The organism is Sphingopyxis sp. (assembly GCF_965227415.1).
Taxonomy (GTDB): Bacteria; Pseudomonadota; Alphaproteobacteria; order Sphingomonadales; family Sphingomonadaceae; genus Sphingopyxis.
Genome location: NZ_OZ245749.1, coordinates 1,569,948 through 1,583,385, shown reverse-complemented (window position 1 = coordinate 1,583,385; position 13,438 = coordinate 1,569,948). Strand labels below are relative to the sequence as shown.

12 protein-coding genes are annotated in these 13,438 nt (G+C 64.4%); 6 read left to right on the top strand and 6 right to left on the bottom strand.

Translation table 11 applies throughout. The annotated features are described in order from the left end of the window. Positions 1–53 precede the first annotated feature (53 nt). The 3 genes from ACO055_RS07675 to ACO055_RS07665 form a co-directional block, all read right to left on the bottom strand. Positions 54–680, bottom strand: coding sequence for a hypothetical protein (locus tag ACO055_RS07675; RefSeq protein WP_422061997.1), 627 nt, complete (start codon positions 678–680; stop codon positions 54–56). 355 nt (positions 681–1,035) lie between these two features. Continuing rightward, a complete protein-coding gene (locus ACO055_RS07670) occupies positions 1,036–1,752 on the bottom strand; it encodes a hypothetical protein (protein WP_422061996.1) in 717 nt (238 codons plus the stop codon). A 33-nt stretch (positions 1,753–1,785) separates the two neighbouring features. Then, positions 1,786–2,790 carry an NAD(P)H-dependent flavin oxidoreductase gene (locus tag ACO055_RS07665; protein WP_422061995.1) on the bottom strand — a complete coding sequence of 335 codons (1,005 nt, stop codon included), beginning with the start codon at positions 2,788–2,790 and terminating at the stop codon, positions 1,786–1,788. Between the two features lie 191 nt (positions 2,791–2,981). Here ACO055_RS07665 and ACO055_RS07660 point away from each other — a divergent pair, with 191 nt between their 5' ends. After that, the gene (locus tag ACO055_RS07660; protein ID WP_422061994.1) at positions 2,982–3,152 is read left to right on the top strand and encodes a YezD family protein; all 171 of its coding nucleotides are present in this window, start codon (positions 2,982–2,984) and stop codon (positions 3,150–3,152) included. 103 nt (positions 3,153–3,255) lie between these two features. After that, positions 3,256–5,802, top strand: a complete 2,547-nt coding sequence (locus ACO055_RS07655; protein WP_422061993.1) for a TonB-dependent receptor — start codon at positions 3,256–3,258, stop codon at positions 5,800–5,802. A gap of 74 nt (positions 5,803–5,876) precedes the next feature. On the opposite strand, the gene ACO055_RS07650 is transcribed toward ACO055_RS07655, so the two are convergent. Next, positions 5,877–6,032, bottom strand: a complete 156-nt coding sequence (locus tag ACO055_RS07650; RefSeq protein WP_422061992.1) for a hypothetical protein — start codon at positions 6,030–6,032, stop codon at positions 5,877–5,879. Between the two features lie 356 nt (positions 6,033–6,388). Here ACO055_RS07650 and katG point away from each other — a divergent pair, with 356 nt between their 5' ends. Continuing rightward, positions 6,389–8,581, top strand: coding sequence for a catalase/peroxidase HPI (gene katG / locus ACO055_RS07645; protein ID WP_422061991.1), 2,193 nt, complete (start codon positions 6,389–6,391; stop codon positions 8,579–8,581). A gap of 68 nt (positions 8,582–8,649) precedes the next feature. On the opposite strand, the gene ACO055_RS07640 is transcribed toward katG, so the two are convergent. Next, entirely contained in the window at positions 8,650–10,275 is a 1,626-nt protein-coding gene (locus ACO055_RS07640; RefSeq protein WP_422061990.1) for a DHA2 family efflux MFS transporter permease subunit, read from the bottom strand. Between the two features lie 56 nt (positions 10,276–10,331). Here ACO055_RS07640 and ACO055_RS07635 point away from each other — a divergent pair, with 56 nt between their 5' ends. The 3 genes from ACO055_RS07635 to ACO055_RS07625 are packed head-to-tail and all read left to right on the top strand — an operon-like array spanning position 10,332 to position 12,453. Next, positions 10,332–10,925 carry a TetR/AcrR family transcriptional regulator gene (locus tag ACO055_RS07635; RefSeq protein WP_422061989.1) on the top strand — a complete coding sequence of 198 codons (594 nt, stop codon included), beginning with the start codon at positions 10,332–10,334 and terminating at the stop codon, positions 10,923–10,925. Beyond that, positions 10,922–11,338, top strand: a complete 417-nt coding sequence (locus tag ACO055_RS07630; protein WP_422061988.1) for a PaaI family thioesterase — start codon at positions 10,922–10,924, stop codon at positions 11,336–11,338. The genes ACO055_RS07635 and ACO055_RS07630 overlap by 4 nt, the downstream gene beginning before the upstream one ends. Continuing rightward, on the top strand, positions 11,335–12,453 hold the full coding sequence (locus ACO055_RS07625) for an HlyD family secretion protein (RefSeq protein ID WP_422061987.1): 1,119 nt from the start codon (positions 11,335–11,337) through the stop codon (positions 12,451–12,453). The genes ACO055_RS07630 and ACO055_RS07625 overlap by 4 nt, the downstream gene beginning before the upstream one ends. On the opposite strand, the gene ACO055_RS07620 is transcribed toward ACO055_RS07625, so the two are convergent. Beyond that, a complete protein-coding gene (locus ACO055_RS07620; RefSeq protein ID WP_422061986.1) occupies positions 12,450–13,373 on the bottom strand; it encodes an alpha/beta fold hydrolase in 924 nt (307 codons plus the stop codon). The two genes, ACO055_RS07625 and ACO055_RS07620, sit on opposite strands and share 4 nt — an antisense overlap. Between the last annotated feature and the right edge of the window lie 65 nt (positions 13,374–13,438).

Here is a 13,438-nt window from a genome sequence, read left to right as displayed (position 1 = left end):
ACCCTGCTAACAGATGCTTTGCACGGTTGCTATTGCCGCACGTCAATTTCGCATCAAGGCTTGGCCGCGGCCATCTGGATGCCTGGCTCGGTGCGCGGCTGATAGCCGCGCTGGGCCTGATACGCCGCGAGATCGACCTGATAGCGCGCATAGGCGTGATAGAATTCGACGAAGGGCCGGTCGATCTGCTCGAGCATCGCGGGCGCCAGTGCCACGGCTTCGACGCTCGACAGGCCGTTCACCTGCTGCGCGATCGATCCCGCGACCCGGCAGAATTCCTTTTGCGCCGGAGGCTGCGCGAAATAGTTGAACAGCTTGGTCGACAATTTGTCGCGCGCCGCGACGCCGGTCCGGGCGATCACCGTCGTCTCTGCGGCCCGGATCAGGTTGCCGTGGCGGGCGATGATGCCGTTATAGTCGGAAATGAGCTGCAGCGATCCGGTATGGCGGCACCCGATGGCCGCGACATTGAGCGCGATGCGCAGGTTCCAGAACGCATTGTGACCGGTCAGTTCACGATTGGGCGTTAGATAGTCCCCATGCGCATCGCGCGGCGGCAGGCGCAGGTTCGGGGCGGCATAGCCCGGCGCTTGCGGTTCCTGCTGCATCGTTTGAGCCGCTGCGGGTGCAGCCGCCAAGGTTGCCGCGCACGCCGCGGCAAGTCCGATCCATCTGGTCATGTTCCCAATTCCCCCCAACGCTCGTGCGAGCGACACCGGACGGTTCCGGCAGGGATGACGATAAGGGCCAAGCGAGAGTCGAAAAGTTGCCGGAAATTCACCATGAACGCGGCGTAAAGCGCGTTGCGATACGCTTTCCTCACCAGGCCGGGCGGGGCCGCCGATCGACCGAAAGGGCGCGAACGCCCGGCGTTTTCAGGCGCCTATCGCGCCGCTGCACAGCGCCGTCGGCGGCATGACGTCACGTCCTGCCGACGGGGCGCCGCACCATTTGCGACGAACCGAAGAAATCCCTGTGTCTTGAGCGGCGCGGCGTTGCACGAAAGCAACACCGGCGCGCCGCCGGGCCGCCCGGCTAGATGCCGGTCGGCGAAGCGGCGGGCTGTGCCGGCGTCGCGATGGGTGCCGCAGGCGCGGTCATGATCGCCGGTGGCCGGGCATATTTCGCGTCCCAGGCAGACACATCGAGCTGATACCGCGCATAAGCTTCGTAAAAATCGATGAAGGGCTGGTCGAGCGTCGCCAGATGGCCCGGAGCTTGCGCAATGACCTGTGCCGTCGGCGTCGACGAGACGATTTGCGCGACTTCGTTGGCGCGGGCGCAGAAGGCGCGCTGCGCCGGTGGCTGCGCGAAATAGTTGAACAGCTGCGTCGACAGGCGGTCGCGCGCGGCGATGCCGTTGGTGCCATTATCCTTGCCAAGCTGGCCGATCACCGTCTTTTCGGTCGACTTGATGATCTTGCCGTGCGCCTTGATGATATTGTTGTAGGCCGACACGAGCGTCGCTTCCTCGAGCCCGCGGCATCCGATCGCGGCGACATTAAGCCCGATCTTGAGCTGCCAGAAAGCCCGGTCGCCCGAGATGTTGCTGTTCGCCGTCACGAAGCGGCCGTCGATGCTGCGGCCAGGCAGGAGCTGCGTCAGCGACGCGTTGCCCGGCGGCAGCGGGCGCGGCGGGATGACGACGACGACCGGCGGCGGCGGCGGGGGCGGCGGGGCAACGGGCTTGGGCGCACAGGCGGCGACGCTTGCGAGCAGGCCGGCAACGATGATCTTACGCGACAAATTCATGGATCCACTCCCCAACCGCAAAAGCATGCGGCATCAACCCCGAGCGTGCAACGCGGCTTCGGCCTGTTGCACCAAAGTTGCGATGATATCGGCCACGCTCTCTTCCGAAGTTACCATACCGACAGATTGCCCTGCCATTAACGAGCCGCCGTCGACGTCGCCGTCGATCACCGCACGACGCAGCGCGCCGGCCCAATAATGTTCGATCTGCAACTGGGCTTCCATCATGTCGACGCTGCCTTCGTCGAGCAGGTTGGCGACTTCGCGCTGCTTGGCGGTGAACGCCTCGGTGCTGTTGTTCTTGAGCGCGCGCACCGGAATGACGGGCAGGCGCGGGTCGATCTGGACGCTGGCGACGGCGTCGCGTGCCGAGGCGCGGATGAACGCCTTCTTGAAATTGGGGTGCGCGATGCTTTCGGTCGCGCAGACGAACCGCGTGCCGAGCTGGACCCCCGACGCGCCCATTTCCAGATAGCCGGCGATCGCCTCGCCACGGCCGATGCCGCCGGCGACGAAGATCGGCACCTCCTCGGCGAGCGTGGGCAATATTTCCTGCGCGAGGACGCTGGTCGATACCGGGCCGATATGGCCGCCGGCCTCCATCCCCTCGATCACCAGAGCGTCGACGCCCGACCGGACGAGCTTCTTGGCAAGCGCCAGCGTCGGCGCGAAACAAATGACCTTCGCGCCCGACGCCTTGATCGCCTCGAGGCTGCCTTTGGGCGGCAGGCCGCCGGCGAGCACGACATGGCCGATCCGATGCTTCGCGCAGACGTCGATCAGGTCGAACAACTGCGGGTGCATCGTGATCAGATTGACGCCGAAATTGCGCGTCGCGAGCGCCTTGGTCGCCGCGATTTCGGCATCGAGAAGATCGGGCGTCATCGCGCCACAGGCAATGACGCCAAATCCCCCGGCGTTGCTGATCGCGCTGACCAGATGGCGTTCGGAGACCCAGCTCATCGCGCCGCACAATATTGCATAATCGCTGCCGAGAAGTTCGGCGCCGCGCACCATCAGATCGTTAATTTTGCTCATTGGGAGCGCCTTTGCCAGCCTTGGGACGCGCGCGCAATCACTTCGGCGACGAAGCGCTTCGGCTGGTCGCGACCCTGAATCCATTCGGCGCAGCAACTTCACCTTTGGGCGCACAAAGCAAATTTAGTGATTGTCTACTAAAACACTTAGGATACGGTCGCGCCGACTCATCAAAATGGGAAGGGTATGAAATGAGCATTCCGAAAGAGCAGCTGAAGGACGAGGCCGGGGTCACGCCGCGCGCTGTCCAGACTGTGCTCGACGCGTTGGAAAAGCTGAAGTTCGGTGCGATCCAGCTGACGGTCCACGAAGGACGGTTGGTGCAGGTCGATGTGACCGAGCGGCACCGTTACCCGAACTGATCTTCAGGCTCCGAAAACGGAGCTCTTTTTTTAACGCCGCAGACCGGACCGCCGGATGTGGCGATTTTCGCGCAGCATTTCAAAAAAACAGGGAATAATCGCCATGACCGCAAAATATCCGTCCGCTCGCCGCCGCTTGCAGGCGTCGTCGCTTACCCTTTCGCTTCTGATCGCGTTCGGCACGACCCCGGCTTTCGCAGAGGAAGCCGCAGCGGGCGAGATTGCCGCGACCGCGGCCGGAGCAGCCGGGGCCGCTGGTGCCGCCGATCAGGTCGACGACGATGTCAGTCGTGGCGACGTGATTATCGTAACCGCCCGCCGCCGTCAGGAGACCGCACAAGAAGTGCCGGTGGCGATCTCGGTGATCCGGGGGGATTCGATCGAGGCCACCGGCAACTTCAACGTCGTGAAGCTGCAGCAGCTTGCGCCGACATTGCAGGTTTACACCACCAATCCGCGCAACACCTCGGTCAACATCCGCGGCCTTGGCGTGCCTTACGGCCTGACCAGCGACGGTTTCGAGCAAGGCGTCGGCATCTATGTCGACGACGTGTATAATTCGCGCGTCGCTGCCGCGACCTTCGACTTCCTCGACGTCGACCAGGTCGAGGTCCTGCGCGGGCCGCAGGGTACCTTGTACGGCAAGAACACCACTGCCGGCGCGATCAACATCACGACCAACCAGCCGACCTTCGATTTCGAGGGGCGTGCGGAAGTGACCGTCGGGAACCTCAATTTCCGGCAGGCCAAGGCTGCGGTTTCGGGGCCTTTGTCGGACAAGATCGCGGCGCGCATCGCGATCGCCACGACCAGCCGACGCGGCACGTTGTTCAACACGCGGACCGATCGCTGGATCAACGAGCAGGACAATCTCGGCCTCCGCGGCCAGCTGCTGTTCAAACCCAATGACGACGTTTCGATCACATTGGCGGGTGACTACAGCAAGCAGGATCCCGAATGTTGCGGCACCGCCTTTGTCCGCGTCGGAAGGACCCAGCGCGTCCTCACGCGTCAATATGATGCGATCATCGCCCGGTTGCAGGCCGCCAATCCGGGGTATAATTACACGGTGCCGAGCCGTGACGTCTATGACCGCCTGACCGACATCGATGCCAGCCTCAACGCGGGCAACAAGATCGGCGGCGCGTCGCTGCGCCTGAAATGGGACGTCGGCCCCGGCACCTTCACCTCGATCACCGCGTGGCGTTTCTGGGACTGGAAGCCCGAGAATGATCGTGACTTCACCGGCGCCTCTGTCGTCGCCAAATCGCAGAACCCGTCGCAGCAGGATCAGTACAGCCAGGAATTCCGCTATAATTACGACGGCGACAAAGTCGATTTCGTCGCCGGCCTGTTTGCTTTCCGGCAGCGGATCGACACGCAGGGCACCGAGCAGCAAGGCATCGACGCTACGCGATACAGCCTGGCGCCCTCGACCGACCCCAACAATGTCTATAACCGGCCCGACGTGCTGAACGGCCTGACCGCCGCCAACACGCAGTATCTAAAGGCCGACAGCGCCGCCTTCTATGGCCAGCTGAGCTATAAGGTCACGCCCGAACTGACCATTCAGCCGGGTATTCGCGTGAACTATGACAAGAAGGAAGGTTTTTATCAGCGCGTCGTCACCAGGGGCGCGGGTCAGGTCATCACGAATTGCAGCACGGCAGCTCAAGCTGGCAATCCCGTGCTGACCGCGCAGTGCGGCGTGTACCAGCCGCAGCTCACGCAGCCGTCGGTCAGCGACTGGAACTTCAGCTATGATCTGAACATCAACTACAAGATCACGCCGGATATCCTGGCCTATGCGACCTATGCCAAGAGCTTCAAGACGGTGGGCATCAACCAGAACGGCCTGCCGCTCGACAGCAATAACCAGCCCGTACTCAGTGCGAGCACGGTGAAGCCCGAATCGGTCAATCATTTCGAGATCGGGCTCAAGACGCAGTTCTTTGACCGCCTGGCGACCCTGAACCTCACGGCGTTCCGCACCGAGATCAAGAATTTCCAGGCAACGGTGAACGGCGGCCAGTTCGGCACGGTGCGCGGCTATCTTGCCAACGCAGAGAAAGTTGTTTCGCAGGGTATCGAGGCGGATTTCAAAATCCGCGCGAGCGACCGGTTCACCGCTTATACCAACGGCGCCTATACCGATGCCAAATACAAGAAATTTCTCAGCGCGCCGTGCCCGCCCGAGCTTTCGGGCGGTACGTTCCAGCCGGCCAACGCGGTTCCCGATTATTCGAACGCGGGCATTCCGAACACGCTGAGCCCCCGGCAATGCGACATATCGGGCCAGCGCCTGCCGGGCGTGTCGAAATGGGCCTTTTCCTACGGCGCCGAAGCCAATGCTCCGGTGACGCTGCTGGCGAAGGAGGGGCAGGTCTATCTGGGCGTCGACGGGAATTACCGTTCGCACTGGAATTCGAACGCGTCGCCGTCGATCTATACGGACGTGAAGGGCTATGCCCTGACCAATTTCCGCGTCGGCTTTCGCGGCGACGGCATCGACATCTTCGGCTGGGTCCGCAACGCTTTCGACGTGAATTACATCGAGACGTTGCAGGTCGCGCCGGGCAACGTCGGCCTGATCGCCGGCCAACCGGGCGATCCGCGGACCTGGGGCGGGACGGTCAAAGTCAGCTTCTGATCCTCTCTGACTAAGCCAAAAAAGAAAAGGGGCCGCTCCATCCGGAGCGGCCCCTTTCTCATGCAGCCTGACGATCAGCGCTGCTGCGGGTTCTTGTCGCGGTCCTGATCGGAGCGCTGGCCACCCTGCTGGCCGTCCTTGCCGGCCTGCTGCTGCTGCTGGCGGCGTTGCTCTTCGTCGCGATCAGCCTGCGGGTTTTTCTGGTTCTGCTGGTTGGGGGTATCAGCCACTTTGCATCTCCTTTTGCCGCGCCGTGCCATCACGTTGCGACACTTCAGCAACCCGTGTCCGATCAACATGTTGCATGCTTTCGCCGGGGCGTGGCGTCTGTGCGCCGGGCGGCTGGTCGCTCGACAGACCCCACTGATCGTTGATCGGTTCGTTCGATGACTGAATTCAGCTTATTCGTTTAGGTCGATTGGACGGGGAGGCCTATCGTTCGCGGGTCAGAACGAAAGGATGACGCCATCGACTCGACGCCTGCCAGCGCCGAACGTCCCCAGCGGCCGCTGCGCCGCCCCGGCGTCATGCGCCGGTCATCCTGCCGCATCACGATCACAAAACATCCAAAAAGAGGAGAGACTGCATGAACGACCAGACCCCCATCGGAAGCGGCTGCCCGGTCCACCAGCCCGGCGGCGTCCGCGCGCTGCTCGGCCGCACCAACAAGGATTGGTGGCCGGAAATGTTGGCGACCGAGATCCTCAATCCCAATGGTTCGTCGAACCCGCTGGGCGACGACTTCGATTATTCGAAGGCATTCGCGCTGCTCGATTATCGGGCGCTGAAGGCCGATCTGACCGCGCTGATGACCGACAGCCAGCCTTGGTGGCCGGCGGACTATGGACATTATGGCCCCTTCTTCATCCGCATGGCGTGGCATGCCGCGGGCACCTATCGCACCGCCGACGGCCGCGGCGGCGCCAACAGCGGGCAGCAGCGTTTCGCGCCGCTCGATAGCTGGCCCGACAATGGCAACCTCGACAAGGCTCGCCGCCTGTTGTGGCCGATCAAGCAGAAATACGGCAACAAGATCAGCTGGGCCGACCTGTTCATCCTGACGGGCAATGTCGCGATCGAAAGCATGGGCGGCCCGGTCTTCGGCTTTGGCGGCGGCCGTGCCGACGTGTTCGAACCCGAACGTGACATCTATTGGGGTTCGGAGGACAAATGGGTGAACGAGGGCGTTCAGACCCGCATCGATCCGGACAAGGGGCTGGAGGCGATCGAAGGGCCGCTGGCCGCGATCCAGATGGGCCTGATCTATGTCAATCCCGAAGGTCCGGGCGGCAATCCCGATCCGCTGTTGTCGGCGCGCGACATGAAGGAAACATTCGAGCGCATGGCGATGGACCATGAGGAAACCGTCGCGTTGACCGCGGGCGGGCACACCTTTGGCAAAGCCCACGGCAATGGCGACGCCTCGCTGCTCGGCAACGCGCCGTCGGGCGGCGACCTGGCGGCACAGGGCTTCGGCTGGGTCAGCAGCCACGAAAGTGGCGGCATCGGCGAGCATAGCGTGACCAGCGGCATCGAAGGATCGTGGGTCAACACCCCGACGGAGTGGACCTCGAACTATTTCCGCCTGCTGCTCGATTATGATTACGAGATCGTCCATTCGCCCGCGGGCGCGCAGCAGTGGCAGCCGATCAACCAGAAGCCGGAAGATATGGCACCGGCGGCCTGGGATCCGAACGTCAAGGTCCCGACGATGATGACCACCGCCGACATGGCGCTGAAGATCGATCCGGAGTTCCGCAAGATCAGCGAGAAATTCCGGACCGATCATGAAGCGTTCAAGGACGCCTTTGCCCGCGCCTGGTTCAAGCTGACCCATCGCGACATGGGTCCCAAGGTCCGCTACCTCGGCCCCGAAGTCCCGGGCGAAGACCTGATCTGGCAGGATCCGATCCCCGCGGGTACCGCTCCGTCCGACGCCGACGTCAAGGCGGTGAAGGACAAGATCGCGGCCAGCGGCCTGACGGTCAGCGAACTGGTCAAGGCGGCCTGGGCATCGGCAAGCACCTATCGCAAGTCCGACCACCGTGGCGGCGCGAATGGCGCGCGCGTCCGTCTGGCGCCGCAAAAGGACTGGGACGTCAACGAACCCGCGATTCTCGGCAAGGTGCTGAGCACGCTCGATGGCCTGCGCGGCAATCTGTCGATCGCCGACGCGATCGTGCTGGGCGGCGTCGTCGGCCTGGAAAAGGCGATCAAGGATGCGGGCTTTGGCGTTGCGGTGCCTTTCACCGGGGGTCGCGGCGACGCGAGCGCAGAGCAGACCGATGCCGACAGCTTTGCGGTGATGGAGCCCGAAGCCGACGCTTTCCGCAACTATCTCGGCAAAAAGAAGCTGGCGGTGAAGACCGAGGAAATGATGCTCGACCGCGCATCCTTGCTTGGCCTTTCGGTGCCCGAGTTGACCGTGCTGATCGGCGGACTTCGGGTGCTCGGCGCCAACCACGGCGATCGCGGCCATGGCCATTTCACCAAGCGATCGGGGCAGCTGACCAACGATTATTTCGTCAACCTGCTCGACATGACCAATGTCTGGAAGGCGGTCGAAGGATCGGACGACCAGGACTATGTGGCGACCGACCGCGCCGGCGGCGGCGAGACATGGCGCGCGACGCGCGCCGACCTGATCTTCGGGTCGAACGCGGAACTCCGCGCGGTGGCGGAAGTTTATGCCGAGACGGGTCACGAAGAAAAGTTCGTGAAGGACTTCGTCAAGGCCTGGACCAAGGTGATGAACGCCGACCGGTTCGACCTCGCCTGAGCGCATAGCCAGGCGATGGGTCGCGGACCCGCCCCCGGGGACATGGGCTTGGGGGCGGGTCTTTCTTTTTAGTGCGCGTCGGTTGGTGCCGGGCCGCCGATCGGCGGCGGTTTGCAGAACGGAACCATCACCAGCGCGGCAAGGAAGATGTACGACATCAGGCGGAAGACGTCGTCGAACGCCAGGGTCAACGCCTCGCGGCCGACGATGCGCGCCAGCACGCCGTTCGCCATTTGCGCGGCAAGCGCGGGGTCGGTGACATATTGGCCGATGCCTTGCGTCAGACCCGCCGCCGCCTCACGCGCTGCATCGCCGCCGCGACCGAGCGCTTCGGACAGACGCAGCGCGTGGAGGCGCAGATTGTCGCCGAGCCAGGTGTTGACGAGCGCGATGCCGATCGCGCCGCCGAGGTTGCGCATCAGGTTGAACAGGCCTGAGGCATAGCGCAGCTCCGGCCCCTCGAAATTGCCGAGCGCGAGTCCGACCGAGGGCACGATGCACAGCATGATCGCGAAGCTGCGCACGACCTGCGGCCAGAACAGCGCGGCAAAGCCCCATTCGGGGGTCATGAAACTGAACATCCAGAGGCCGACCGCGAACAGGCCGAGCCCGAAGGTTATGACGATCCGCTGGTCGACCTTTTGCGACAGCGCCGCGGCGATCGGTACGCCGAGCAGCTGGGCAATGCCGGCGATGAACACCGTCGTGCCGATTTCGGATGCATTATAGCCCTGCACGCGGCCGAGGTAGATCGGGATCAGATAGGTGCTGGCATAGAGGCCGAAACCAATCACCAGATTGAACAGGCAGGCGAAGGCGAAGGTCGGCACGCGAAAGGGCGAGAGCTTGACGATCGGCCCTTCCGAGCGGAACGAGCGTTCGAGGAACAGGCCGAAGGCGACGAGCGATAGCCAGGCCGCGATCGCGATCGACGGCTCGCCGAACCAGTCATGCTTCGGGCCTTCTTCGAGCACATATTCGAGCCCGGCAAGAAACACCGCCATCGACCCCAGATGCACCCAGTCGATGCGGCGCAGCATCGGCAGGTTCGGCCTGTCGACGCGGACGAGCGACAGGATCAGCAGCGTCACCATCGCGCCCGGCGCGACGTTGATGAAAAAGACCCAGCGCCAGCCGAGCGCGTCGGTGATCCAGCCGCCGACCGTCGGGCCAAGCGTCGGCGCGAGCACCGACACCATGCCCAGGATCGCCGGGATCATCGCGCGCTGCTTGCCCTGGAACAGCATATAGCCGGTCGCGAACACCGTCGGGATCATCGCGCCGCCGACGAAGCCCTGAATCGCGCGGAACAGGATCATCGATTCGATGTTCCACGCAAAGCCGCACGCGATGCTCGCGAGCGTGAAGAGCGCCGCCGATCCCGCGAACAGCCAGCGCGTCGACAGCGCCTGCGCGAGGAAGGCCGAAAAGGGAATCATGACGAGCTCGGCCATCAGATAGGCGGTCTGCACCCAGCTGATTTCGTCGGGTCCGGCGCTGAGTCCCGCCTGCACTTCGTTGAGCGATGCCGCGACGATCTGAATGTCGATCAGCGCCATGAACTGGCCGAACGCCATCACCGCAAAGATCAGGTATTTCCGGGCATTGGGCATCGCTGCGGGATCGAACGGCGCGTCCCCGGCCTTGGCGGGGGCGGCGGGATTCTGTCCAGGGGAAAGCGGGATGGAGGCCATGGGTCTTGTGTCCTGTCGTCTTTATATTATATGTATCATATAAAAGGAGACGACAAGTGCGCTATTCAAGGGACCACAAGGCAGAAACCCGCGACCGGGTGCTGAAAGAGGCGGCGAAGGAGATTCGCGCGCGTGGTCCCGACAATGTCGCGGTGGCCGGCATCATGGCGCGCGCCGGGCTGACGCACGGCGGCTTCTACGCCCATTTCCCGTCGAAGGACGCGCTGGTGAAGGAAGCGATCGGCACGATGTTCGCCGATGCGCGGCGGCGCACCGAGCGGATCGACGCCGACGGCGATCCGCGCGCGGTGCTGAGTGCCTATGTCGAGTTCTATCTGTCGCCTGCGCACCGCGACAGCCGCGATCGCGGTTGCCCGCTGCCGACGCTGTCGGGCGACTTCGCGCGATCAAAGGCCGACACGCGCGAGCGGTTCGGCGCGGGGGTGACGGGTATTGCCAGCCGCCTTGCGGTGCCGCTCGCGCAACTCGGCTATGGCGATGCGGACGCCGAAGCGCATGCGTTGCTCGCGCAGCTCGTCGGCGGTGTCGCGCTGGCGCGCGCGGTGGGCGATCCCGCACTCGCCGACGCGATGCTGGCGGATACCCACGCGAGCATCGTCGCGCGCTATGGCCTGGAGACGGCGCAATGACGCTCGCGCGGGTACAGGGGCTGATCGCCGCGGGCGGACGTCCGCCGATCGGCGACACGCTGGGGTTCCAGCTGGTCGATGCGGGCGAGGGCTGGGCGGCGTTCGAGGGGGTGCCAGGGCCACAGCATTTCAATCCGATGGGAATCGTTCACGGCGGCTATGCCGCGACCCTGCTCGATTCCGCCTGCGGCATCGCGGTCGTGACGCAGCTCGCCGACGATCAGGCGATGACGACGCTCGAACTCAAAACCTCCTATCTGAAGGCGATGACCGCGACGACCGGTACGGTGCGGGCCGAGGGGCGGGTGATCTCGATCGGCCGCCGCGTTGCCTATACCGAAGCGAAGCTGACCGACGCAGCGGGCCGGCTGCTGGCAACGGCCACCTCCACGCTGCTGGTGATGAATCAATGAACGCGCAGACTGCCATCGAGCCCGCCGCACCCGCCGCCGAAGCCGCACGCCGCGGCTTTGCGCTGCCGAGGAAAGCGTGGAAGGTCGGCCTGATCGCGCTGGCTGTCGCCGCAATCGGCATCTGGTGGCTCGTCTCGCCCGCGACGGCGGAATCGACCGACAACGCCTATCTTCAGGCGGACTCAAGCGAGGTCGCGCCGCGCGTTGGCGGGTTGGTCACCGCAGTGCTGGTGAAGGACAATCAGGTAGTGAAGGCGGGCGAACCGCTCGTCCGCATCGATGTGCGCGACTATGAAACGCGGGTGCTGGCGGCAGAGGCCGCGGTGGCCGATGCCGATGCTCAGGTCGCGACGGCGCGCGCGACGCTTGCCTCGCTGGGTGCCGAACAGAAGCTGGCGGCAGCGCACGTCCGCTCGATGAACACCCAGATCGCCGCGGCCGACGCCGAATATGCGCGCGCTGCCGCCGACCGGAAGCGCTACGAGGCGCTGCTGGTCGATGGCTTCATCCCGAAGCGCGATGCCGAGCAGGTTTCGGCGACCGCCGTGAGCGCGGCGTCGGCGGCGCAGCGTTCGCGCGCCGATCTGGGCGCCAGTATCGAAGAGGCCGCAGTCACGCGCGCCAAGGGGCCGATCCTCGCCGCCCAGATCCAGGCGGCCGAGGCGGCGGCGGCCAAAGCGCGCGCCGCGCTGGCGCTCGCAAAGCTCGACCGCGGCCATACGCTGATCCTCGCACCGATCGACGGTGTCGTCGGCAACCGCCGAATCCAGGTCGGCGACTATGTCCAGCCAGGCTCGCGCATGCTGACCGTCGTGCCGGTGAAGTCGATCTATGTCACCGCGAACTTCAAGGAAACGCAGACGCGCGAGATGCGGCCGGGACAAAAAGCCGACGTTTATGTCGATGCGCTGGGGCAGACGCTGCGCGGCACGGTCGAAAGCCTGGCGCCGGGGTCGGGCAGCGAGTTCACTCTGCTGCCCTTCGAGCCGGGATCGGGCAATTTCACCAAGATCGTCCAGCGCGTCGGCGTCCGCATCCGGCTCGATCCGGGGCAGGCGGCGCTTGCGCAACTGCGTCCCGGCTTGTCAGTGACCGCGAAGGTGCGGCTGCGTTAAGGCGCGTCGAGGAAACCGACGACCATCTTCACCGTCGCGTCGGGCTGTTCTTCCATCAGCCAATGGCCCGCGTCGGCGATCACACCTTCGCTGACATTGGTGGCCGCGAAGCGCATGACGAGCGCCATCGTCGGGCCGAATGATTTGGCGCCGCCGATCCCGAGTACCGGCATCGTCAGCCGCTTGCCGGTCGCAAGCCAGGCGCGATTGTCGATGGCGTCCTGATCGAAGGCGGCGAACTGCGCAAAGCCCGAATGCATGCCGCCGGGCAGCGCATAGAGTTTGGCATAATGTTCGCGTGAGGCTTCGTCGAACTTCTTGGGATCGGCCGAAAACTCGTTCCAGAAGCGGTCGAGATAGATGCGCTCGCGCCCGGCGACGAGCCGCTCCATATCGGGGCCGCCGAAGCGAAAATGCCAGAGCAGCGGGTTCTTCAAGATCTCGTCCCACGGTCCTACGCCCGGAACCGGGGCGTCGAGCAGCGCGAAGCGGGTGACGCGATCGGGGTGCTGGGTCGCGAGCGCGAAGCCGACCATATTGCCGATGTCGTGCGTGACGAGAGCGAATTTGCCGATCTTGAGGCTGTCGAGCACGGCGGCGATGTCGCGCCCCTGTGTCGCCTTGTCGTAGCCCCCCTCCGGATGCGCCGACAGTCCCATGCCGCGCAGGTCGGGAACGATAACCCTGTGGTTCCTGGCCAGGCTGGCGGCGAGCGGCGCCCACATATCGCCGGTCTCGCCATATCCGTGGAGCAGGACGACCGCGGGTCCCTTGCCGCCGACGCGAACGTGCAGGATGGTCCCGTTCGCCGCAATCTCCTGCGACTGGAAGGTCGATGGAAAGGGTGGCACCTGCGCTGCAGCGGGCACGCTTGCCAGCGCGAGCGCCACGGTCGTCAGCAATTTACCGGTAAAGGTCATAGCTCGGCTCCCAATGGGTCAGGAAGCAATGGCGCCACCAGCCAACAGCATGCGCTTCGTCCGGA

What these genes read in the sequence shown, in the direction of transcription:
- ACO055_RS07675 (WP_422061997.1), bottom strand. Translation starts at nt 680, where the DNA reads ATGACCAGATGGATCGGACTTGCCGCGGCGTGCGCGGCAACCTTGGCG.
- ACO055_RS07665 (WP_422061995.1), bottom strand. Translation starts at nt 2,790, where the DNA reads ATGAGCAAAATTAACGATCTGATGGTGCGCGGCGCCGAACTTCTCGGC.
- ACO055_RS07630 (WP_422061988.1), top strand. Translation starts at nt 10,922, where the DNA reads ATGACGCTCGCGCGGGTACAGGGGCTGATCGCCGCGGGCGGACGTCCG.
- ACO055_RS07670 (WP_422061996.1), bottom strand. Translation starts at nt 1,752, where the DNA reads ATGAATTTGTCGCGTAAGATCATCGTTGCCGGCCTGCTCGCAAGCGTC.
- ACO055_RS07625 (WP_422061987.1), top strand. Translation starts at nt 11,335, where the DNA reads ATGAACGCGCAGACTGCCATCGAGCCCGCCGCACCCGCCGCCGAAGCC.
- katG (WP_422061991.1), top strand. Translation starts at nt 6,389, where the DNA reads ATGAACGACCAGACCCCCATCGGAAGCGGCTGCCCGGTCCACCAGCCC.
- ACO055_RS07620 (WP_422061986.1), bottom strand. Translation starts at nt 13,373, where the DNA reads ATGACCTTTACCGGTAAATTGCTGACGACCGTGGCGCTCGCGCTGGCA.
- ACO055_RS07640 (WP_422061990.1), bottom strand. Translation starts at nt 10,275, where the DNA reads ATGGCCTCCATCCCGCTTTCCCCTGGACAGAATCCCGCCGCCCCCGCC.
- ACO055_RS07655 (WP_422061993.1), top strand. Translation starts at nt 3,256, where the DNA reads ATGACCGCAAAATATCCGTCCGCTCGCCGCCGCTTGCAGGCGTCGTCG.
- ACO055_RS07660 (WP_422061994.1), top strand. Translation starts at nt 2,982, where the DNA reads ATGAGCATTCCGAAAGAGCAGCTGAAGGACGAGGCCGGGGTCACGCCG.